Consider the following 21,613-nt stretch of genomic DNA (forward strand, 5'->3'; position numbering starts at 1 on the left):
ATTTATATATAAGAGGTGAAAAGGAGGTGAGAACATGGAAAATCAATTCTTAGAGTTAACAAAGCTGCAAATTGAATTTGTTGTTGGGGTCGATGCACAAGGGGAACCAATCACCCAGAAAAGAACACTATCCAATATTAATAATGGGGCGGATGGTGAAGCATTAAAACGATGTGCAAATGCGATTATCTCTCTTCAAGTCCATGAAGTAGCAGGAGTAAGGCGCTTGGATACTTGGCAAATCTAGTATCGGTAGAAGGGAATATCGGATAGAAAGGAGGGGCTACAGATGGAAAATGTTCTAGAATTATATTTTCTAACAGAAGAAGGTAAAACTGCTAAACTATCAATTGATAACCCAAAAATGCCAGTTGACCAAGAAGCGGTTAGACAGGCAATGGATATCATTATTAAATCGAAAGTATTCTTAACAAAATCAGGTTTTTACGTTAGTAAAGAAGAAGCACAGTTAGTTGAAACAGCAAAAACCGAATATTCATTTGTGTAATTGATGAACAGATGGCTAATCCAAATAAGCTGGATTAGCCATTTTTTAAGGATTGAGCGAGGAGGTGGCAATCCGTGAACGATTTAATTCCGTTAATTAAAGATGTGGGTTTCCCTATTGTGGTAACCGTTTATCTTTTATACCGTATTGAAGGGAAGCTGGAGATGCTGAATAATTCCATACAATCATTGCCTTTAATGCTTAGTGAACTGATCAAAAAATAATTATAAGGCTTGCCATCAGTAAGAATGGCAAGCTTTTTTTATTGGGCTATCACTCATTGCGAATACTAAGTGCCAGTGTAGTAAGTGCAAGTGATACGTATGAAATAACAACCGCTTTCAACACCAATACAGCTCTCTGGCTTCGGCTTTCTAGTTTTATCCTATATGTTTTATTTTCTACCTAATTAACATTTCTATATTAATTCCTTTTAACTTTTTAAGGTTTAAAAATAATGAATCAGTGGTATTTTTTGAAAAATGTGTATTTTTATATATGTTTATGTATATATGAAACCATTAGACAAAGAGATGAGGTAGAGATGATGGCTGATAACCATATTCAAAACAAAAAAGACAAGCAATTAGATGATTTTAGAGTGGATAATAGTGAAAAAAAATTAACAACCAATCATGGTGTACGAGTTTCTGAAGATGAACATTCTTTAAAAGCGGGTGACCGTGGACCGACTCTCATGGAGGATTTTCATTTTCGGGAAAAAATGACGCATTTTGACCATGAGAGAATTCCGGAACGAATTGTCCACGCTCGTGGTTTTGGTGCACATGGTTATTTTCAGGTGTATGAACCAATGACGAAGCTGACCAAAGCAAGTTTTTTGCAGGATCCATCTAAAAAAACACCAGTCTTTGTACGATTTTCCACTGTGGCAGGCTCCAGGGGATCTGCTGATTCTGTAAGGGATGCCCGTGGATTTGCAACCAAATTTTATACGGATGAAGGTAATTTTGATCTCGTAGGAAATAATATTCCTGTATTTTTCATTCAGGATGCGATTAAGTTTCCAGATTTAGTTCATTCCTTTAAGCCTGAGCCACACAATGAGATGCCTCAAGCAGCAACAGCCCACGATACTTTTTATGATTTTGTTGTAAATAATACTGAATCTGCACATATGGTTCTATGGACGAACTCTGATAGGGGTATACCTAGAAGCTATCGGATGATGGAAGGGTTTGGTGTCCATACATTTAGACTTGTAAATGAACAAGGAGAAGCCCATTTTGTTAAATTCCATTGGAAACCAATACTTGGGGTCCATTCTCTTGTCTGGGATGAAGCGCAAAAAATCGCAGGTAAAGATCCTGATTTTCATCGTCGTGATTTATATGAAGCGATTGAAATGGGAAATTATCCAGAGTATGAGTTTGGTATTCAGGTAGTTAAGGAAGAAGATGAATTTAAGTTTGATTTCGATATACTGGATCCTACTAAAGTGTGGCCAGAAGAACTCATACCTGTACAGAAAATAGGTAAAATGACGCTTAATAAAAATGTGGATAATGTATTTGCGGAAACGGAACAGGCGGCATTCCATATTGGTCATATTGTACCGGGAATTGATTTTACCAATGATCCATTATTACAGGGGCGTCTATTCTCTTATACGGATACACAGCTGTTAAGGCTTGGGGGACCGAACTTCCAACAAATTCCGATTAACCGCCCGATTTCACCCGTACACAATCACCAACGTGACGGATATCATCAAATGCGTATCGATAAAGGACAGGTTAGCTACAATAAAAATGGGTTAGCCAATAATTCTCCATCACCGGCCTCTCCTGAAGAAGGCGGTTTCGAGCATTATCAGGAAAAGGTAGATGGATCTAAAGTTCGGAAGAGAAGTGAAAGTTTTAAGGATCACTACAGCCAAGCTAAATTATTTTGGAACAGCATGTCTTCAGTAGAAAAACAACATATCATCGATGCATTCCGCTTTGAGCTTGGTAAATGTCTAAGTAAGGATATCCAACAACAAGTTGTTAATATGTATGCGAATGTGGATCATTATTTGGCTGAACAAATTGCGAATGGTTTAGGTCTTGAAGTACCATCAAATACTGAAGTTAAAGAATCAAAAGTAATTGATTCATCACCTGCACTCAGTCAATTGAATACAACCATGGGTGCCGCGACAAGAAAGGTTGCTGTCCTTGTCCATAATGGATTTGATGGAATTGATTTAAAACAGGCGCTGGTAGCCTTTGAGGAGGCTGGTTTAATTGCTGAAATTGTTTCTGAGAACCAAGGAGAAATAACTAGCGCTAATGGAGCTGTGTTAAAGGTAGACCAGACGTTTTTGACAACAGATTCAGTTTTATATGATGCTGTCTATCTTGCTTCGGGTCAACATAGTGTAGATGCTCTAAAAACGATCAACAAGGTGAATGAGTTTATAATGGATGCATTCAATCACTTTAAAGCAATAGGTGCCCCAAAAGAAGCTGCAGATTTGGTTGCTCCATTTATCCGGACATCTAATGGAGCTGCCGGTATTATTACCTCGGCTTCTGATGAACCAATAAATAAGTCAGTTGAGCAGTTTATTGAAGCGGTTGCTAAGCATCGCCACTGGGATCGTATTCAATAAGAAAGTTCAAATATTGATTAAAAAGCCTCTAATCCACAACAACGGATTTAGAGGCTTTTTGTCAGTTAGGAAATATGAATAGGATCTTGTTTTTTTGTCTGATGAGCGAATTTTTTCTCCCATGGACGGCTGTGCCAGCGTTTGACTGCAAAGATTGCACGGAACCATTCGTCAATTCCCTGAGCAATCCATATTCCGAGTAAACCAAGCCCGAATGTAATGCCAAACAAATACCCGAAACCTACAGTAAATGTCCACATAGATAAAATGCCGATAATGACTGGGAAACGAACATCCCCTGCTGATTTTAATGAGCTCATTAAAACAATGTTGACAGCTCTGCCAGGTTCAACAAAGGCAATTCCCCAGAGAACAGGCAAAGCAATCGCTAAAATGGCCGCATTAGATGTAAATAACTCAATCAATGAATTTCCCATTAGTGCAAATGTCAGTGACACAGCTGTAGAGGCAAATACAGCTATTTTTACGGTTTTCATTCCTCTTTTTAAGGCCTGATCAAAGTGACCGCCCCCTATATATCTTGCAACCAACAGTTGTGTTCCCTCGCCAATCGCAACGCTGAATAAATAACAGAGCATTGTAATATTCGTTAAATAAACACGTGCAACTAATGAAGCATCACCGAGGGTGGCAACGAAAGCAGTTACCAACAGCTGTGAAAAATGATAGGATAAATTTTCACCGGCAGAGGGAATACCTATTTGAAAAAGATTTTTCATGTCTTCAGTGTTAATATGAAATAAATCACTTAATCGGAAGCGCAATGCAAGCTCTTTGGCAACGATCATTATTAAAGCGACCACTGCAAAACTTCGAGCAATAACCATCGTCCATGAAACACCAGTCACACCGGTTATCGGAAGATTGAATACTCCGTAAATACTAATGACATAGCCTAGTGTACTGATAATATTCATAAAGAGTGAAACATACATAGGTTCCTTTGTTCTTCCATGGCTCCTGAGAATAGCGCTTAGAACAAGTGAAATTGACTCAAGAAATAAAGAAAATCCAACAATCCTTATGAATAGAAGAGCATAGTCATAAACCTCTCCGCTAATGTCAAATAAATTCAATAAACTCTGCCCGAAAATAACTACAATAAGAGATATGAGGACACCAAACCATACATTAATGCTAAATGCAGATCTTGATAATTGTCTTGCTTTATCAAGACGCTGTGCCCCGATCCTTTGTCCAATTAAGATCATCGCACCAATAGAAGAGACATTAAAAACTAAGATAAAAATACTTATTAATTGGTTGGCGACACCTACTCCTGCTGCAGCTAGGTCAGAATAATGTCCAAGCATCAATGTAGCCAGTAACCCCATTGCTATATGTAAGCTAAGCTCTATAAATAAAGGCCATGATATAGAAAAAAGCGATTGATTTTTTAAATTTTCTGTATTTAACAATCCGTCTGACTCCTTTAGTTTAAATTAAACACCTAATAAATCATTCTATAATACTTTACCATTATATGTATAGAAGAGATTATGAAAACATGAGTTTTATCTTTTGGAAGTATCTTTTATCTGGGGGATTTGGTTCGTTTTCAAGTATAATGAACCAAAAACAAAGGGTGAATAAAGGATGAATATAAAAGGGATTAATCATTTGTTATTTTCCGTATCCAATCTGGATCAATCCATTTTATTTTATGAACAAGTGTTCGAAGCGAAATTACTTGTAAAAGGGAGAACAACTGCATATTTTAATTTTAATGGTTTATGGTTAGCATTGAATGAAGAAAAAATGATACCTCGGAGGGACATAGAATATTCATATACCCACATAGCTTTCTCCGTAGAAGAAGCAGATTTCGATGAGTGTATAAATCACTTAAAAAAGTTAAACGTGAATATTCTTCCAGGAAGAATAAGAGATCTAAAAGATCAGCGATCCGTTTATTTTACTGATCCTGATGGACATAAATTTGAGTTCCATACTGGGAATCTTGATGATCGTCTTTCCTATTATAAAGAAGCGAAAACCCATATGAAGTTTTTTTAGTTGATGTGAAAGCAGCTTAAAGTAATCATTATTCTATATTTATTAAGCTTGGATGCCAATGATAATGTATTCACGCAGCATTTAAAAAAAGATAAAATGATTGAAACTTGTTCCTTAATTCTAACTTTTTTGCCGTTACGAATATTACACGTTTCATAGATAAACGTTTGAGGAAAAGAATGATTTTCTTGTTATTAGAAGGTTGTTAATAATTCCAAATGTACATTTTATTTTACCTACGCATCTTTTACATTTGTAAAACCTTTTATAATAGATGGTTTAAGAGAAAGGCATAGCCATTTTGAGAAGAATTTAGTATAGGGAGTTGATGTGAGTGCAATCCATATTGTTAGGTATATTGGCATCTTTTTTCTTTGCGGTGACATTTATACTAAACAGGTCAATGGAACTCTCAGGAGGTAGCTGGCTTTGGAGTGCGTCATTGCGCTATATTTATATGATTCCATTTTTAATGGCAATTGTTTATTTCCGAAAGAATTTATGGCAATTGTTTGTTATTATGCGAGAAAACTTAAAGGCATGGTTTTTTTGGAGCTTTATTGGTTTTGGGATGTTCTATCTGCCTTTATGTTTTGCTGCAGCATATTCTCCAGGGTGGCTTACAGCAGGAACCTGGCAAATTACAATAGTGGCAGGTACTTTATTGACACCATTGTTTTTTGAATTTAAAGAGGGGATTTATTCAAAAAAAGGTATCATACCTAAAAAGCAATTGTTTTTCTCATGCTTTATTTTACTGGGGATTTTATTGATACAGATGGAAAATATGAATCAGTTAACAATAAAGGAATTCTTATTTGGTTTTATCCCAATCCTGATAGCAGCATTTGCTTATCCATTAGGAAACCGTAAAATGATGGAAATTACAAAAGGTCGGTTGGATGCATATCAACGAGTACTAGGAATGACCATAGCCAGCTTACCTCTTTGGATTATCGTCTCCATTCTGGCGCTGTCTACAGTTGGACCACCAAGCCCTATGCAAAATATTCAAACATTGATAGTTGCTATTTCTTCAGGAGTCATTGCCACCGTTCTATTTTTTAAAGCAACCGATCTCGTTAACCGTGATATGAAAAAGATGGCAGCGGTGGAGGCCACTCAATCCATGGAAATTTTGTTTGCTTTAGCAGGAGAGATGATAATCTTATCTATTTTATTTCCGTCCATCTCGGCTATGATTGGAATATTTATTGTCATGTTTGGATTAGTCTTGCATAGCTTAAGTTCTGTTGAGAAGAAAGAGAATACGATTACTGCAAAAGAAATATAAAAAGGTAGAAATATATAAATAGTAATCCGTCTAAAATGTTAATTCTGCTGAAATTGACATTTTTTCTTTTTTTATCTCCTAGTAAGACTTTATTCTGATTAATTTAACAAAAATTTCAGACATCTTTCTTGCCTAGGAGGATGGAAGCATTGTATTATTGGAAAGGTAGTTTGATAAAACCAACAATTTCTTATAACTTCTAACTTCAATACAGTTTATAACCTCCTCTGTTTAGTACATAAATGATTACTTACTCCGCCTCTGTACTTTCTCTTAAATTTCACAAATTGGACTAGTTAATGAATGACTGAATAGAAATACATCTTTAGGATAATGAATTAAATGCTTAAATATTGGAAGGAGTATTGTGAGAAAATGAACTATACAATTTTTAAAGATTACGAAGAAATGTCCACATCCGCGGCTGAAATAATCATACAAGAAATCAATGAAAAACCAAACCTTTTTATAGGTCTCCCTGCCGAAAATAGTCTAAGGCGAGTATTGGAGATATTAGCGAACCAATATTCATTGGGGTTGGTTGATTTTTCAGAGTGCCGTTTTGCAGTTATGTATGAATGGATGGGCAGAAGCACTTATGATGAAGGCAGCTGCAATCAATTCCTCTATAAAGAATTTTTTTCTAAAGTTAATGTCAAAGCTTCACAATTGGTTTTTTTTAACGGAAAATCTGAGGTACCTCATAAGGAATGTAAGAGAATTGACAATGATATTATTAAAAACGGGGGATTAGATTTAGTCCTATTGGGAATTGGCGGAGATTGCAAGATTGGTTTTATTAGTCCCAGTAGTTCTTTTTCTTGTTATTCACATGTTCGCCGCATAGGAGATAAGGATTATTATAATCAGTCTGATACACAGGATCTGCCTGCAGCTTACTTGGTAGGATATAAACATATAATGGGAGCGCGGGAAGTTATTGTGTTGGCGAATGGTTTGCATAAAGCGCAAATAATCAGGAAAACGTTAAAGGAGAATTTACATTTACATACACAAAAGAAAGTTTTACACCAAAATACAACTTTCTTATTAGATCAGGAAGCTGGAAGCTTATTAAGGGTTTAAAAAACGTACATGGTATAAAAATCAATATTAAGTAAAATAATCAGTCAGCGTTATTACATACCATTTTCTGAATATTCATTATACTATTTATCGGTTTTGAATCAGTGAAGAGGTCGGATAATCGTTTTTTGTATTAGTGATAAAATACGATTTTGTCTTTCATTTTTGAATCACGCCCATTGTTACACTCAGGTTAATTATAATGTTAACTTGTCAAAATATAACGATTGATAAGTAGTAACCATGAATCATGAATAATTATGTAAATAAGCTAATTAAAAATCAGTGCAAATGTACCTATGATATTTATATATATATTGTTAAAATATGGGTAACAACTGGTACCGGCTTCAAATTAATCTCAAGTGGAGGAGATAAGATGAAGAGAGAAGTGCAAGTTATACCATATCATATTGATCAACAGCTTGATTCGGTCAATGAGGTGCCAAAGGGAATTGAAATGATCGAAGCCCCTGAAATCTGGAATGTTACGATGGGTGAGGGTGTAACTATTGCGGTGTTGGATACTGGTTGTGATGTGAACCATCCTGATTTGGCAAAGCAAATTATTGGCGGCCGGAATTTTACTACAGACGATGATAGTGACCCTGATAAATTCCAGGATTATAACGGGCATGGTACACATGTGGCGGGAACAATTGCAGCCACGCAAGATAAAAGTGGGGTAGTTGGGGTTGCTCCAGCTGCCAAGCTGCTTATTCTGAAAGTATTGGATAAGGATGGCTCCGGTGAATATGACTGGATTATTAACGGAGTTCTTTATGCAATCGAGCAAAAAGCAGATATTATTTCTATGTCTCTAGGGGGAACAGAAGATGTACCTGAGTTGCATGAAGCAATTAAGAAGGCAGTAATGAATAATATTGCAGTTATTTGTGCCGCAGGCAATGATGGAGATGGTAATGAAGAGACGGAAGAGCTTTGCTATCCGGCAGTTTACAACGAAGTCATCAGTGTTGGCGCGATTGATCTCGAACACCGGTCATCCCGATTTTCTAATTCCAATAAAGAAATCGATTTGGTAGCACCTGGTGAGAAAATTCTATCCACTTATTTGAACGGAAAATATGCGACTTTAAGTGGAACATCTATGGCTACGCCTCATGTGGCAGGAGCAATGGCTCTTATTAAGGTTATGACCAATAACAGCTTTGATCGTAACTTAAGTGAGCCGGAAATATATGCACAATTAATAAAGAGAACAATACCGCTTGGGAACTCACCTAAATTAGAGGGAAATGGCTTGCTGTATTTGACAGCCCCTGACTATTTAACAGAGCTGGTTAATAAACTGTCCTTAGATGATGCTATAAATATGTAGATTGTTGACAGTACAAAAGTATTCTTGAATCGTTAAAAAGATTTATGATGCGAATGAGAAGATTTGAAAAGCTTCATTATAACAGTGATAGTAAGATTGGCCGCGTAACCATAAAAAGGACTGCCACACTGAATAGCTAGCTCAGTATGGCAGTCCTTTCGTTTATGTAGGAAATGGATTAGCATTCATTTTTAATGATGACGATTGATATGGTTTGTGTTGAAGATGCGCCAGCCTCTGTGAGTCAATGCGCCAATAAAGGAAATGAAGAGGAGAGCGCCAGTCCAAATTTCAAATTGTTCAGGAACATAGTTGAAAACGGAAAATGCTAGATTCTCAACTTTAAGGCTAAAAGATAAAATAAGTACAAACAAGCCTATCATTAACAGTTCTTTAAATAAATTAATAAGTTTAATGTTGTTCTGATCCCAGCGAATAAGAAAGAGAGCAATCGCTAGGGCGCCAAATAAATTCCAATCCAATGTCTCCACTCCTTTATTAGTTATTCTTTTAATATTTGAAAAATGATTGGTGGACAGGCAGGATAAAGGGCTTCATTAACGAATGCCAATCATTTAGGGGGACATCGTGAAAATGGATAATTTTGTATTCATTATAAAGGTAGACAAACTTCAGTGGCAATATATATTTTAAGGCAGGAATACGGTTTTAGATGTAGAAATGTTAATGAAGAGGGAATTAAGAATGTCAGGGAGTGGCAATATGGATTATAAGAATTTATACTTTACAGATAGTTTTTTTTCATCTGGCCAAAAAGATATTTATACAAGGGATGAACACATTGTTGGTAAATTAGATTTAAAAAGTGCCTTTACTTCCACAATCGATGTATTAGATTTGAAGGGAAATATTTTGATTAGCGGCAAATTCCCGCTTTTCAGCAACAGGTGGATCGTTACAAATCAAGAGGGGGATGAACTTGGCTTCGTACGTGCAAGATTTAGCTTTTTTGCCAAAAAATACGAGTACACAGCTCATAACCGGGGAGTATTCCGTATTGATTCAGAAACCTTTTCCAAAAGATATGAAATCCTCAGTGAAAAAGGAAAGCAAGTTGGCCGATTTAGAAAAGTCAACTCCATCTTATCAAGTCCTGCCTATGAATTATCTAAAACTTCCAATGAAATCGAAATAGGTGAAATGATAGCTGTTGTCATGGGTGTAAATGCTATTCAAAAAAGGAGTCATTCGGCTGCGAACAGTACCGTATAAACGAGAGATTACTCTTAAAACTTTAATTGATAGAACTAAAAGAGTAAATAGAGGTGACTTAGCCAGACTGATTGAACGCGATAATAATTGAAGTGCCTCCAATAAGTAATTGAACAATAAAGTTGAAGGCACCATGATAGGTTTTTAATATATCTAATTGGATAATCTTAATAAGTGTTATCATGGTAATAATGGGGCAGAAAAAATAGGCGAGCTGGGAAAAAGAAAATGTCCAATCCTGAAGTAAGGACTCTGTTAATAAGGGTAAAAGGATAAATAAATTCATAGCTGTGACTCCATATAAGGATTTTATCGTTATCATCCTTAACCTCCGTTAAAAATTTTCATAATCCATATTAGTATATGATTGAATTTACAAAAAAGTAGTAGAAATTAAGAGTAACAATTTTTAATCAAACAAATGCTATGAGACTAAAATGAACTCTGTAAGCGAGATTATATGGGTTCATTCTAGTTTTTTTTATGTTCTTCTAAGTGACCAACGATTCGTTCCAGAATACTAACCCTTCATGACTTTTCTTTTTTAAAGGCTGTTTTCGTGATGGTTATACCAAATGGGGGTTGATATATTAAGCTTAAAGAGGGAATAACGATATTTTTTATAGTAGACTGAAGATCCGTTAGCATATTTAAGTTGTTGCAACTTAATATTTGATAACTGCCTCAATTGGTTTCGCTGGCTTAAATTAGGAAAGAGTTTAGGTGTGGAAAACACGTATAGACACAACTACATACAAGCTCAAAAATGTCAAAGATCCCCAATATCTTTTATACATTGAATCCCCCATCTAATTAAAATACTACAAGTATTTATATCACATTTCTCTTTGTATTTATTGGATTTTTTCACTTTATTTTCCTCTAATTTGGGTTTTCGCACTCAACCTTTGACTACTAACAACAAACTATACGAAAAGCCTTTATAAAGGGTAAAATCCTTTGTAGCTTTTCTGTCATACGAATTAATAAGATGACCTATTAAATACTTTAGAAAGGAAGAGTTAATATTTTACGATTATTGAAGTGTCTGATAAAATTTATGTAGCCAGACGACTATAATAGGAGGGATAGAATGGATACAACCTTGGATAAAGCTGCCATGATCAAAGAATATATCGTGGAAAATCGCCAGTCCTTTAGCGATATGTTATTATCTGAAGCAGTAAATGTCAGGCGGAAAATAGAAGAAATCTTACTGATTGGCAATATTGATTTGATAAATAACGCCCATAAACTGGTTATATACGTTCTTGACCAGGAGAAGAAAGAAGTTATTGATTTTGCTAAGCAAGAAGGCATAGCTTGGGCTACTCATTCCCTTACTTTGAATTTTAAATTGGAATGGGTACAGGCAATAAGAAGAACGATGTGGGCATTTATCAATCAATTTGTTCAACAATCAGAAGAATCTTTTAATATGGAAGATTTTTTTATTATGGAAAAACAAATTAACAATCAAATTGATAGTTTCTTGAATACTTTCTTTATCAGCTATTCGAATTATAAAGATATATTAATTGAAAAGCAGACTAAAATGGTTGAAAATTTATCCGTCCCGATTATACCGATCACACCGACGATTTGTATCTTACCACTAATCGGTGTATGGGATGATAATAGGTCCAAAATTATAGAAAAGAAAGCGTTACAAGCAGTTGGAGAACACCATATCCAAACCTTAATTATTGATTTATCCGGTATAGCTGAGATGGATCCTGATGTTATTGATCAACTAATGAAGTTAATTGAGGGTACTTCAATGATGGGGTGTGAATCCATTATCACAGGACTTCGCCCCGATATTGTACAGCAAATTATCCATATGGGGATTAATTTTGAAAACAAAGCTACTACAATGGGCAGTCTTCAACAAGCTATCAAAAGATTTCTTTAAAACTTTTAAGTAAAAGAAAAGTAGGCCCTGAAAATTCAGGACCTACTTTTTTTGAAATAGCTGGTTAAATAAATAATAATAAACTAATTGCCATTAACGCCATCCCTGCTATCAACCCATAAATGGCATGGTGACCTTCATCATACTTTTTAGCTGCAGGTAATAATTCATCCAACGAAATGAATACCATAATCCCTGCAACCGCCGAAAAGATAATTCCAAACAACATATCAGTTAAGAATGGCATTAACAGTAAGTAAGCTACTAGAGCACCGACTGGCTCTGCCAATCCGGAGAGAAATGAAAGTTTAAAGGCTTTTCGTTTGTCCCCGGTCGCAAAATAGATAGGCACGGCAACCGCTATCCCCTCGGGAATATTGTGAATAGCGATGGCGACTGCAATAGCAATTCCTAAGCCAGGATCCTGTATTGCTGATGTAAATGTAGCGATACCTTCCGGGAAATTGTGAATACCAATTGCCAAAGCGGTAAACACACCCATTTTCATAAGCTCATCACTATGAATTTCACTTCGCGGCTTATTCATGTCCTCCACTTTTTTTGGTTCATGAGGATTCCCTTGCTTTGGGATAAAACGGTCAATTAAGGCGATAAGTAAGATACCGCCAAAAAAACCAACCACAGTCATTGTATAGCCCTTTTCATAACCTAGAGCACTGACAAGAGAATCTTTTGCCTTAACGAAAATTTCAACCATTGAAACATAAATCATGACTCCGGCAGAAAAGCCCAGTGAAACGGATAAAAACACTTTATTGGTACGAGATGTTAACAGAGCAATCAAGCTCCCGATTCCTGTTGCTAAACCAGCCATGAGTGTTAATGCAAAGGCAAATAAAATAGTTTGATCCATTATGAAAACCTCTCTAACCTTATAACTTAAACATAGTGTACCTTTTTGAATCAAGTAAAATCAAAATATAACTCTATAGATTATAATTCTATACTTTAATTAATATGTTCGTCAAAAGTATATTGTTCATAAAAAAATTGAATCTTTAAAATAAATTAGGTATTATAAATTATTACTTCTATTTTGAAAAATATGGAGGATGAAATTTGGATACTTCTAAAATTACATTAGCTAGTTATTCCGACGAATATATAGAAGGTATAAGAGATTATATGCTACCCCCTGAACAATATCTATTTACATCATATCCGCTTGAAGTATTGGAACAAGTATATCAGGATTGTGATAAGTTTCCAGTGTTGATTCTTAATAACGGAAAGGCAGTCGGCTTTTTCTGTTTATACAGTGGCAAAAGGGTGGCTGAAGTTTCGACAAACCATAGAGCACTGTTATTAACGAGTTTTTCAGTTAATTATAAATACCAAAAGAGAGGGTTTGCCAAACAAGCATTATACTCGATCTCCAACTTTATCAAAAATCATTTTGAGGAAATTGATGAAGTTGTTCTGCTAGTGAATATGAAAAATATCCCTGCTCAATCCTTATACATAAACTGCGGCTTTAAGGATATGGGGGAGAGGAGGATGGGGAAAAGAGGAGAACAAATGGTTTTGCATTTGAAGATTTAAAGGGGATAAGAAATGGAGGAGTTTAAATGGATTTTGTAGAATTAGAAACTAAGCGTTTACAATTAGTAAGATTAAATACCTCTCATCTAAACCAGTATTTTACGATCATGTCTAAACAAGAAGTAATGGAGTATTATGGGATGGAGCCTTTGACCAAAAAGGAAGATGCTGCTTTAATTTTTGCAACTCTGGATAGAGGGCTGGCACTTGGGCAATCCATAAGGTGGGGTATTACTTTAAAGGAATCTGGTCAGTTAATTGGTACAGTTGGCTTAAATAATCTTAGTTTAAAAAGCAAACGTGCCGAGATTGGGTATGAGATTCATCCGGATTTTTGGCGGTTAGGATATGCAACAGAAGCTATTATATCAGTAGTAAACTATTCCTTTCATCAACTTGATTTATTCCGGATAGGGGCTATTACGTATCCGGCTAATACTTCATCTAATCATTTGTTGCTGAAAATGGGTTTTACATTAGAAGGGACACTTCGAGGATATTTATATCAGAGAAATCAATCACATGATGCCTATGTATTTTCAATTACGAAACCGGAATGGAAACACTGATAAATACTCCGCTGTATTATTTTTCGGCGGTTGGACGTATACAGACATTAATAAAGCAAATAACGGAACTTATTGAAAAAGTCCCGTTATACTTCTAAGTTAATATCCTTATAACCCAAACATGATTTGTGTTATTTTCCGTTTCCTTTTTCGCCTGGATTTTATTGTATCAAGTGCAATCGGCTTAGAAATAGCGGGAGGTTTTTTTGTTCCGCTTAATTGGGTCTCAAGATGATCCATTCGAGTTGTTAGTTCATTTACGATTGACAGTAAATCCTCAAGTTCATTTCGATGTTGGAGTAGCTGGATGGACGCAACACCATCCGCTTTTTTATACAGTTTTAATTCAAGTTCATTAACTTTTAGTTTTAGTTTCTCTACCTCTTCGTTATTTGGATGAGAGAGCATTTGAACGGATTGAATTTGATCTTGATTATGATAGTGTTCCAATTGGCTGAATTCTTCCTTTGTAAAGATAAAGTGCCCTTTAGAATTTCTGGCAGGTTCAATAGATAGGTGTTTAACCCAACGTTTAACTGTACTCGATGAAACTCCTAAGATTTTAGCTACTTCGTTTGTATTCATTTTTAATACCACCTTTAGATTTTACTTCTTGCGTCGAAAACTCCACCATTTCTTTTCTGCTGGAACCATATCCTTTTCCTTTAAAGTCTGTTTATCTTGCTTATTTTTTTCTGTTTTGACTTTTCCTTTTTCCTTTGTTTTATTCTTTTTAACGTCTTTAAATTTCACTGTTTTTGGTTTTTCTATTTCTTTTGTAGGTGCCGCATCTCGGAAGCTCATGACCATTTGTTTAAAAGCTTCCTCTCGTTGACGGATGTCATTTCGATACTGGTCTAATTCATTATTCATCGTTTCGAAATACTGCTCGCGATCCTGATACATGGCCTCTGTTACACTTTTAATTTCTTGTTGTGTTTCAGTTACGGACGCAGAGAGGTCTGCAAGTAAGTCACGATAACCATCTGCGGCCGCTTCGGATATCCGTTTGGAAAACGATTCAAAGGCTCCCTCTGAAGACCTCGCAATGGTGGTCGTTAGTGCTCCGAATGTTTCGGATGTACGCTCTGATGCTTTTGAAACATTTAGAGAAAGTTTTCGTAACTCTCCGTTTGTTTTTATATTGGATCGTTGAATCGTTTTCGATAGGCCTTTAATCGTATCAATTGAACCTTGTGAAATTTCTTTTTTTACCTCTTCAATCATAAGGTTCCGATTATTTCGTAACTCTGCTGACATTTCTTTCATTAAATTATTCTTATAATCATCCATGGCTACCAAGAAATCCTCCATCCTTGGTTCAGCTGGTTTTTCTACAACAGCCAAAGAGGTTCCGGAATCTTCAGAAGGGGGTTCTGAAACAGGCTGTTTTTCTTGAGTTAAATGTTTTTGTAGCATGTCCTTAATAATTTCCTTACTAAGATTTTTATCACGCATTTCCTTTATTCTTTTTAAAATTGAAATTTCAACTTCAGTATAAAAACGGGCTCCCTGTTTAGAACGCGGAATAATTAATACGCCATTTAAGTCCTTTTCCCATTGGCGGATTGTTCCTGCAGGTACATTTATTCTCCGTGAAACTTCTTTAATGGAATATGCTCGTAAGATTTGATTATCTTTCATAATTAACAATCCTTTCCCTTTGTCGTTTAGGTATATTTGTATCTTTCTAATACATGTATTCTTCACAGGCAATATACTTTTCCTGCTGCATGACAAAAGCTATCAAAACAAGTTGTATTTCTTCAGAGTCCTTGTTTTTATGTTCATTTCGGGAGGTTTACCTATCTAAAAACAGAGAATGCTGGGAAGGATTCATAATACGGACGAGGCATGGCAATTATATGCACGATAAAGGGGGAAACAGGATAGGTTGAAATATTTTGCGGTAGAAAAAAGTGAAGTTTGTAGCTTAACAGTAAAAAGGTGTAGGACAAAAAAAGCAAATAAAAAAACCCTCAGCAAGTACCTGAGGGCCAAACATTAAGAATGTTCTTTTACAAAGTTATAAACAGAATATCCTAGCATTGCCATTCCGATAAAGAAGACAAACCCGCCTAACAAAACTCCGTTGGAAATACTCTCAAGAACGGTTGTGTTGGAGTATACCTCAATACCATTTGGCTGTATGCTTCCGGAAACTTTAAAATGTCCTATAACAGCAAAAATAATGGAAAGTATAAATAACCCGTATGTTTTTAATTTCATTTGAACCCCACCCTTTGTAGGAATAGTAAAAAAATTTAAATTGTTACAATTATCGTAACAGATTGTGTATATTTTGTGAACAAATAATGCTTAATTATTTTTTTGTTAAGAGATCCTTAATTACGCAGGGCTGATTTCCAGGAATTAATTGTTTGTTGAGCATAAAATTTACGGAAGTAAAAAGGTGAAAAATGAATCATTTAGATTTTGTTATTAGCAATCGGTGCAGTGATGTATTTAGTTTGCGAAAGTAAAACCCAAAGAATCTTATATAGTAGCGAAAGTTGGCGTTGCTAATTTAGAGGGGATACTTCCTTTGAAAAGGTATTCAAATTAATGAAATCAAAAAAGATGTTCATGAGAAAAGGCCAGAGGGCATTTGGCCTCTGACCTGTTTTTTTCATGGGCTTTCAATTTATGCTAAGATGATTTACTGTCTTTCCAATTTGATAGTAGTAGTTGTTCCCATAGCTGATGCTTCATAGGAAATCACACCATCTTTATAAGTGAAATCTTTAGTGTCAGTACCAGATGCTAACAAGGCACTGTCAGTTTTTTCTTTATCATTTTTAGATGTCCATTCATATTCATTAGTGGATTTAGTTGGCGCTTCATATGTGCCAGACCAGTACAATGATTTTGTTTCCCCTTTATCACTGATCCAGTTGATTTCAATTGTGCCATCTGCAATAGTGGCTTCCTGCCAAGCTTCATCAGAATTGCTATTAATTTGAACCCATGTACCTGAAAGATCTAGTGGTTTAGCAGGTGTATATCCCTCCTGTTTACTACTAGATGAACTGCCACATGCAACTAACCCCGTGCACATTACAAGTGCAAGTATTATGAAAAAAAATTTCTTCATGTTTTTTTTCCTTTCTCACGTAAGATACCTATTTTTGTAATTACATTTTAATGAACATCAGGGAAGAAAGAAATAGTTTTATGCCTTTTGGTAATAAGTTACATTTTCTTGATGACTGCGCTAAGGCAAAGAGAATTCGAATACTTACGGATTAGGCCAAAGAAACTTCCGAATGTCCCTATTGCCAGAATGAATGTATAAATAAAACACAGGAAATGTTTAAATTTATCAGTTAACCACCATAACATTCCGCATTATCTAATAATATGACTGGAGGGGAATAGCTCTATTTGATTGATGAACCTCAGGAAATATAGATAGGATGCAATTATAAGAAGTTAATTGCAATCTTTATTTTTGTATAAATTCATCCTTAAATGAGGCTCTTTTGTTGATAAGCGGCATTAAACGTACTATAGAAAGAGGAATTACACAGTATTTGTTGAAATATAAAGAAGTAATCAGGCAATATATATATTATTTTTTAGAGTAATGTCTACAGTGGAAGCTACATGAGTATGAATCAAGGGGAGATATTCAATGGAATTAGCCGCTCCATTCGCGATGGGGAATACAGCAAATATATATCTTTGGGATAATAAGATTATCAAAGTATTTAAAGAGTATTTACCAGCGACGGAAGCAAGGTATGAAGCTAATAAGCAAAAGCTAGTTTTTTCTTTGGGACTTTCTGTTCCAGAAATAGTGGATGTGACAGTAATAGATGGAAAACAAGCAATCATAATGGAGTACATTAAGGGCAGAACATTTGGCAGTATCGTATCTGAAAACATGAGTAAAGCTGAATATTACATGAGTATGTCGATTGATATACAACAGGAAATACATTCGGTTATTGCTGATTCTCTTGAACTCATGACAGATAAATTAATACGCCAAATTGAACAGGCAGCAGTTTTAAAAAGAAAACATAAGGATATTTTGATACAAAAAATGAATGAAATGTCATATGATAAGCGACTTTGCCATGGTGATTTCCATTTATTTAATCGATTCAGACAATAAAGTAACGATTATTGATTGGGTAGATAGCAGCGTAGGAGATATTCGTGCTGATGTATGTCGGACGTATCTTTTGTATTCAGAAGTTTCAATGGAGTTGGCCGAAATGTATTTGCATCTGTATTGCGTGAGAAGCGGGTTATCAGAAAAGGAGGTTTTGCAGTGGATCCCAATTATTGCTGGAGCAAGATTAGCAGAGCATGTTTCCAAGGGAAAATCTAAACATCTACTGGAAATTGTTCATCAGCAATGTCCGCTATAGGAAGAGATTTATTAAGCTAACCATATGCGTTAGATGGATTTTAATTTACATAATATAATTATGGTTTTGTACTTATATAAAAGTAGACCGTTTAAAAATATAAAAAACTCATCTTAGAGGGTAAGAGAATGGAGGAACCAGTCGATGAGAAACTTTTTTATGGGGATGTTAATTTTCGTTTTACTTCTGATTACAGGTTGTTCAAATAATACAGGTAAAGAAAATGAAGCTAATGCTAATGAATTTCCTCCACATATGAAGGGAGAAGTAATAATTAATGGGATAGAGTATCAGCTGGAAAAAGGAAATTATAAATGGAAAAGGATTAACGGAGAAGAAGAAGAAATGGTGGAAACAGATCACGCCTCTCCTTATCGGATGGCGGACAGCATAGAATCAATTAAGGTTAAATCTAATCAAAAAGCCACTATCCAAATTGACGATAACCCAGATATTAAAATTTATTTATGGAATGAAAAGGGCAGAGGACAAGAAATCGAACATAAAAATAAACAGTTTTATATTCCTGCAAGTAAAGGCCGTTATATATATGAAGTATTAGCTGAATGGAATGATGGAACGATATCTTATACATTTGTGTTAGAAATTGACTAGCATTAAGGTGATCCCAAGAAGTTAGACATGGTTTTCATTAGGCAACTTGGGTAAAAATGTTAGGTATTACACCGGATTTAATTTTAAATTCGCCTTCATTCGTTTCGTGTTGTAATAGGTTATGATTTTTCTAATTCGATTTTAAAATGCTCTACACATTCAAATTTCTTTCCAATAAAGTAATTCGAGCATTGAACCTTCTTATAATTCACTTTTTGCCCACGGTTCGCTAACTCATCCCGTATACGGCGGTAGCAATAACGTCCAAGCCCTTCATGTTCCTCATAAATCGCTTGAATTTCAGTCTTTAAATCGAAATCTGGGTATGGACGCTCCATCTTCCTTACTAAATTGTAATATGTACCACGTGGGGTGTGTGAAACTGCCACTAGTGCTTTTACCGGGTATTTATACCTTAATTCATAGATGACTTTTACTTTTGTTTGTCGAACTTAAGTGGTACTTTAACCTCATGTATATTTCCTAACATTTCTCTGGAGGATATAGGTACTTTAAACCACCCTCTATCGTTCTCTCTCTAAATTAAACAATATAAATTGATGTAATAATCCTAAAGCGCTTATTAATATATAGGAATATGCGCCTTTACAGGTGTTGATTCTTATACTAAAATATATATTATTTTAATATAGTTTAATACAGGAGATGTGGAAGTTTTTGATTAAATTAGATAATGAAAAACAAAAATTATACAATAGAAATCTAAATGTTGACATTATTAGAACTATTGCTGTTTTTGCTGTACTCTCAGTTCATTTTTTCTTGAATAATGGTTTTTATTCAGAAAATATTCAGGGAAGAGATATGTTAATTGCTACAATAATGAGAAGCTCTTTTATGATATGTGTACCATTATTTATAATTTTAACAGGCTATCTAATGTGTTATAAGAAATTATCTAAAAGTTATTATTTTGGTATTATAAAAACACTTTCTATTTATGTACTAGCTACAATATGTATATTAATATATCAAGGTATTTTTTTGAAAAGTGAAATTAGTATAAATCAAGGTATTTTTAACATTTTGTCTTTTAAGCAATATTCTTGGTATGTAGAAATGTATATAGGACTTTTTATGCTAATACCTTTCTTAAATTTGATATATAATAATCTTTCAGAAAAAAAACATAAATTATACTTAATTATTACATTATTGATATTGGTTACTATACCAACAATGACAAATATATATGATTTTTTTACAATGAATTGGATTGATAAGCCTAGTATTTCTAATGATTATCAAAAAATATTACCGTTTTGGTGGTCTGGCCTTTACCCATTAGTTTATTACTTTATTGGTGCTTATATTAGAGAATATAAAGACTCAATAAAGTTATCACTCAGAAAGAATTTCTTTGCAATAATTATTTGTATGATAGTATTTGGTCTGTTTTCATATTGGAGATCATATGATTCCAATTTTATATGGGGTATATGGAGTTCATGGGGAAGCGTAGGGAACGTTATTAACTCTGTTTTGGTGTTTATATTTTTTATCAGAATAAATACTAAATCAGTTAATTTAGTTGTAAGAAAAATTTTTAAAGTAATAGCTGATTTGTCTTTTGGAATTTATATAGTCTCATGGATTTTTGACAAACATTTTTATGCGATTCTTAATGCTAATATCGAAAATGTAGGTGACAAAACTCCATATTATTTCATTATAGTACCAGTTGTATTTTGTTGCTCTCTTATTTTATCTTATTTTATTAATGTTATCTATAACGTTATTGCAAAAATTGGTAGTAAAATATCTGGAGTAATAAATTTTTGAGGAGCTTATTTAGCTCCTCTTATTTTTTGAATGCACCAGACTTTAATTCTTTAATATAACATGTATTTTAAACTTAAAAACAAGGATGTATAAAAAATGAAACAGTGAAACACTTGAATCTCTTGTAAATACTGAGTGTAACAGATGTAACGCTTATTTTATTATTAAGTAAGATGTTATTTAAAATATGGATACCTCAAATTATTGTATGGGGATTTAACTTGATATACAGCGGAGATGATAAGATTATTGCTGATTTTCTTGAGCCCATGTCAAAAAATCAGAATATTAAATTGAAATTACTGCTGAGTTAGATGAGCCATTGATTGGTTCGATAGCAGCTCAGTAATTGTCGTGGATGAAGTATTAGCTGAATGGAATGATGGAACGATATCTTATACCTTTGTGTTAGAAATTGAGTAGCATTAATAAGATTAATTAAAGGGTTTCTTTACTGAGTGAATCGCTCCCTGATATTAAATTTAAAATCTCTATTCCTTCATTATCTTAACCATTAAATGTATAATATATGAGGTATAATAGTAAAGTTGCTTCATTTATACATAGAATCTTGGAGAAACCAAGGGATTGTAACAAAAAGTATTGAAGTAAGAGCTTATTCGTATTACTATTTTTAAGTAGATATATAGTG

22 protein-coding genes and 2 pseudogenes are annotated in these 21,613 nt (G+C 34.5%); 15 read left to right on the forward strand and 9 right to left on the reverse strand.

Going from position 1 to position 21,613, the window contains the following annotated elements:
- The first annotated feature begins 34 nt into the window (after positions 1 to 34).
- From AC4BHA_RS06530 to AC4BHA_RS06545, 4 genes are all read left to right on the forward strand, one after another.
- Complete coding sequence (locus AC4BHA_RS06530) at positions 35 to 247, forward strand: DUF1659 domain-containing protein (protein WP_066099901.1); 213 nt, start codon at positions 35 to 37, stop codon at positions 245 to 247.
- A 42-nt stretch (positions 248 to 289) separates the two neighbouring features.
- Positions 290 to 508, forward strand: coding sequence for a DUF2922 domain-containing protein (locus AC4BHA_RS06535; RefSeq protein WP_490558319.1), 219 nt, complete (start codon positions 290 to 292; stop codon positions 506 to 508).
- Between the two features lie 74 nt (positions 509 to 582).
- Complete coding sequence (locus AC4BHA_RS06540; RefSeq protein WP_066099896.1) at positions 583 to 732, forward strand: YvrJ family protein; 150 nt, start codon at positions 583 to 585, stop codon at positions 730 to 732.
- Between the two features lie 320 nt (positions 733 to 1,052).
- A complete protein-coding gene (locus AC4BHA_RS06545) occupies positions 1,053 to 3,125 on the forward strand; it encodes a catalase (protein ID WP_490558374.1) in 2,073 nt (690 codons plus the stop codon).
- 65 nt (positions 3,126 to 3,190) lie between these two features.
- Here AC4BHA_RS06545 and AC4BHA_RS06550 read toward each other — a convergent pair whose 3' ends face one another.
- Complete coding sequence (locus AC4BHA_RS06550; RefSeq protein ID WP_490558320.1) at positions 3,191 to 4,564, reverse strand: MATE family efflux transporter; 1,374 nt, start codon at positions 4,562 to 4,564, stop codon at positions 3,191 to 3,193.
- Between the two features lie 178 nt (positions 4,565 to 4,742).
- On the opposite strand from AC4BHA_RS06550, the gene fosB reads away from it, so the two are divergent.
- The 4 genes from fosB to AC4BHA_RS06570 all read left to right on the forward strand — a co-directional run bounded on the left by fosB (position 4,743) and on the right by AC4BHA_RS06570 (position 8,884).
- On the forward strand, positions 4,743 to 5,162 hold the full coding sequence (gene fosB / locus AC4BHA_RS06555; protein WP_140461336.1) for a metallothiol transferase FosB: 420 nt from the start codon (positions 4,743 to 4,745) through the stop codon (positions 5,160 to 5,162).
- Positions 5,163 to 5,496: 334 nt separating this feature from the next.
- Entirely contained in the window at positions 5,497 to 6,456 is a 960-nt protein-coding gene (locus AC4BHA_RS06560; protein ID WP_490558321.1) for a DMT family transporter, read from the forward strand.
- A gap of 375 nt (positions 6,457 to 6,831) precedes the next feature.
- A complete protein-coding gene (locus AC4BHA_RS06565; RefSeq protein ID WP_490558322.1) occupies positions 6,832 to 7,542 on the forward strand; it encodes a 6-phosphogluconolactonase in 711 nt (236 codons plus the stop codon).
- A gap of 379 nt (positions 7,543 to 7,921) precedes the next feature.
- Positions 7,922 to 8,884 (forward strand): S8 family peptidase, encoded by a 963-nt coding sequence (locus AC4BHA_RS06570; RefSeq protein WP_490558323.1) that lies wholly within the window; start codon positions 7,922 to 7,924, stop codon positions 8,882 to 8,884.
- Positions 8,885 to 9,075: 191 nt separating this feature from the next.
- Here the strand turns inward: AC4BHA_RS06570 and AC4BHA_RS06575 are convergent, their stop codons facing one another.
- Positions 9,076 to 9,366: a hypothetical protein gene (locus AC4BHA_RS06575; RefSeq protein WP_066099877.1), complete on the reverse strand. Its 291-nt coding sequence runs from the start codon at positions 9,364 to 9,366 to the stop codon at positions 9,076 to 9,078.
- Between the two features lie 241 nt (positions 9,367 to 9,607).
- On the opposite strand from AC4BHA_RS06575, the gene AC4BHA_RS06580 reads away from it, so the two are divergent.
- Positions 9,608 to 10,117: an LURP-one-related family protein gene (locus AC4BHA_RS06580; protein ID WP_066102213.1), complete on the forward strand. Its 510-nt coding sequence runs from the start codon at positions 9,608 to 9,610 to the stop codon at positions 10,115 to 10,117.
- A gap of 58 nt (positions 10,118 to 10,175) precedes the next feature.
- On the opposite strand, the gene AC4BHA_RS06585 is transcribed toward AC4BHA_RS06580, so the two are convergent.
- Positions 10,176 to 10,439 (reverse strand): hypothetical protein, encoded by a 264-nt coding sequence (locus AC4BHA_RS06585; protein WP_490558324.1) that lies wholly within the window; start codon positions 10,437 to 10,439, stop codon positions 10,176 to 10,178.
- 771 nt (positions 10,440 to 11,210) lie between these two features.
- On the opposite strand from AC4BHA_RS06585, the gene AC4BHA_RS06590 reads away from it, so the two are divergent.
- Positions 11,211 to 12,032, forward strand: a complete 822-nt coding sequence (locus AC4BHA_RS06590) for an STAS domain-containing protein (RefSeq protein WP_066099869.1) — start codon at positions 11,211 to 11,213, stop codon at positions 12,030 to 12,032.
- Between the two features lie 64 nt (positions 12,033 to 12,096).
- On the opposite strand, the gene zupT is transcribed toward AC4BHA_RS06590, so the two are convergent.
- Positions 12,097 to 12,906: a zinc transporter ZupT gene (zupT, locus tag AC4BHA_RS06595; protein ID WP_066099864.1), complete on the reverse strand. Its 810-nt coding sequence runs from the start codon at positions 12,904 to 12,906 to the stop codon at positions 12,097 to 12,099.
- Between the two features lie 206 nt (positions 12,907 to 13,112).
- Between zupT and AC4BHA_RS06600 the strand changes: the two genes are divergently transcribed.
- Complete coding sequence (locus AC4BHA_RS06600; protein ID WP_490558325.1) at positions 13,113 to 13,595, forward strand: GNAT family N-acetyltransferase; 483 nt, start codon at positions 13,113 to 13,115, stop codon at positions 13,593 to 13,595.
- Positions 13,596 to 13,621: 26 nt separating this feature from the next.
- Positions 13,622 to 14,164, forward strand: a complete 543-nt coding sequence (locus tag AC4BHA_RS06605; RefSeq protein ID WP_066099858.1) for a GNAT family N-acetyltransferase — start codon at positions 13,622 to 13,624, stop codon at positions 14,162 to 14,164.
- A gap of 108 nt (positions 14,165 to 14,272) precedes the next feature.
- On the opposite strand, the gene AC4BHA_RS06610 is transcribed toward AC4BHA_RS06605, so the two are convergent.
- The 4 genes from AC4BHA_RS06610 to AC4BHA_RS06625 form a co-directional block, all read right to left on the reverse strand.
- On the reverse strand, positions 14,273 to 14,749 hold the full coding sequence (locus AC4BHA_RS06610) for a MerR family transcriptional regulator (RefSeq protein ID WP_066099855.1): 477 nt from the start codon (positions 14,747 to 14,749) through the stop codon (positions 14,273 to 14,275).
- Between the two features lie 21 nt (positions 14,750 to 14,770).
- Positions 14,771 to 15,808, reverse strand: coding sequence for a MerR family transcriptional regulator (locus AC4BHA_RS06615; protein WP_066099853.1), 1,038 nt, complete (start codon positions 15,806 to 15,808; stop codon positions 14,771 to 14,773).
- Between the two features lie 360 nt (positions 15,809 to 16,168).
- Entirely contained in the window at positions 16,169 to 16,393 is a 225-nt protein-coding gene (locus AC4BHA_RS06620) for a hypothetical protein (protein ID WP_139891144.1), read from the reverse strand.
- A gap of 430 nt (positions 16,394 to 16,823) precedes the next feature.
- Positions 16,824 to 17,258 (reverse strand): hypothetical protein, encoded by a 435-nt coding sequence (locus AC4BHA_RS06625; protein ID WP_490558326.1) that lies wholly within the window; start codon positions 17,256 to 17,258, stop codon positions 16,824 to 16,826.
- A 564-nt stretch (positions 17,259 to 17,822) separates the two neighbouring features.
- Here AC4BHA_RS06625 and AC4BHA_RS06630 point away from each other — a divergent pair.
- Together AC4BHA_RS06630 and AC4BHA_RS06635 are read left to right on the forward strand one after the other, a co-directional pair.
- Positions 17,823 to 18,357: pseudogene (locus tag AC4BHA_RS06630) on the forward strand (aminoglycoside phosphotransferase family protein); the annotation flags it as partial.
- Between the two features lie 330 nt (positions 18,358 to 18,687).
- Positions 18,688 to 19,158, forward strand: coding sequence for a hypothetical protein (locus AC4BHA_RS06635; RefSeq protein ID WP_490558327.1), 471 nt, complete (start codon positions 18,688 to 18,690; stop codon positions 19,156 to 19,158).
- A gap of 191 nt (positions 19,159 to 19,349) precedes the next feature.
- Here AC4BHA_RS06635 and AC4BHA_RS06640 read toward each other — a convergent pair.
- A pseudogene (locus AC4BHA_RS06640) lies at positions 19,350 to 19,607 on the reverse strand (IS3 family transposase); the annotation flags it as partial.
- A gap of 229 nt (positions 19,608 to 19,836) precedes the next feature.
- Here AC4BHA_RS06640 and AC4BHA_RS06645 point away from each other — a divergent pair.
- Positions 19,837 to 20,961 (forward strand): acyltransferase, encoded by a 1,125-nt coding sequence (locus tag AC4BHA_RS06645; RefSeq protein ID WP_490558328.1) that lies wholly within the window; start codon positions 19,837 to 19,839, stop codon positions 20,959 to 20,961.
- Positions 20,962 to 21,613 lie beyond the last annotated feature (652 nt).

This window comes from Pradoshia sp. Z3_51 (assembly GCF_058215915.1).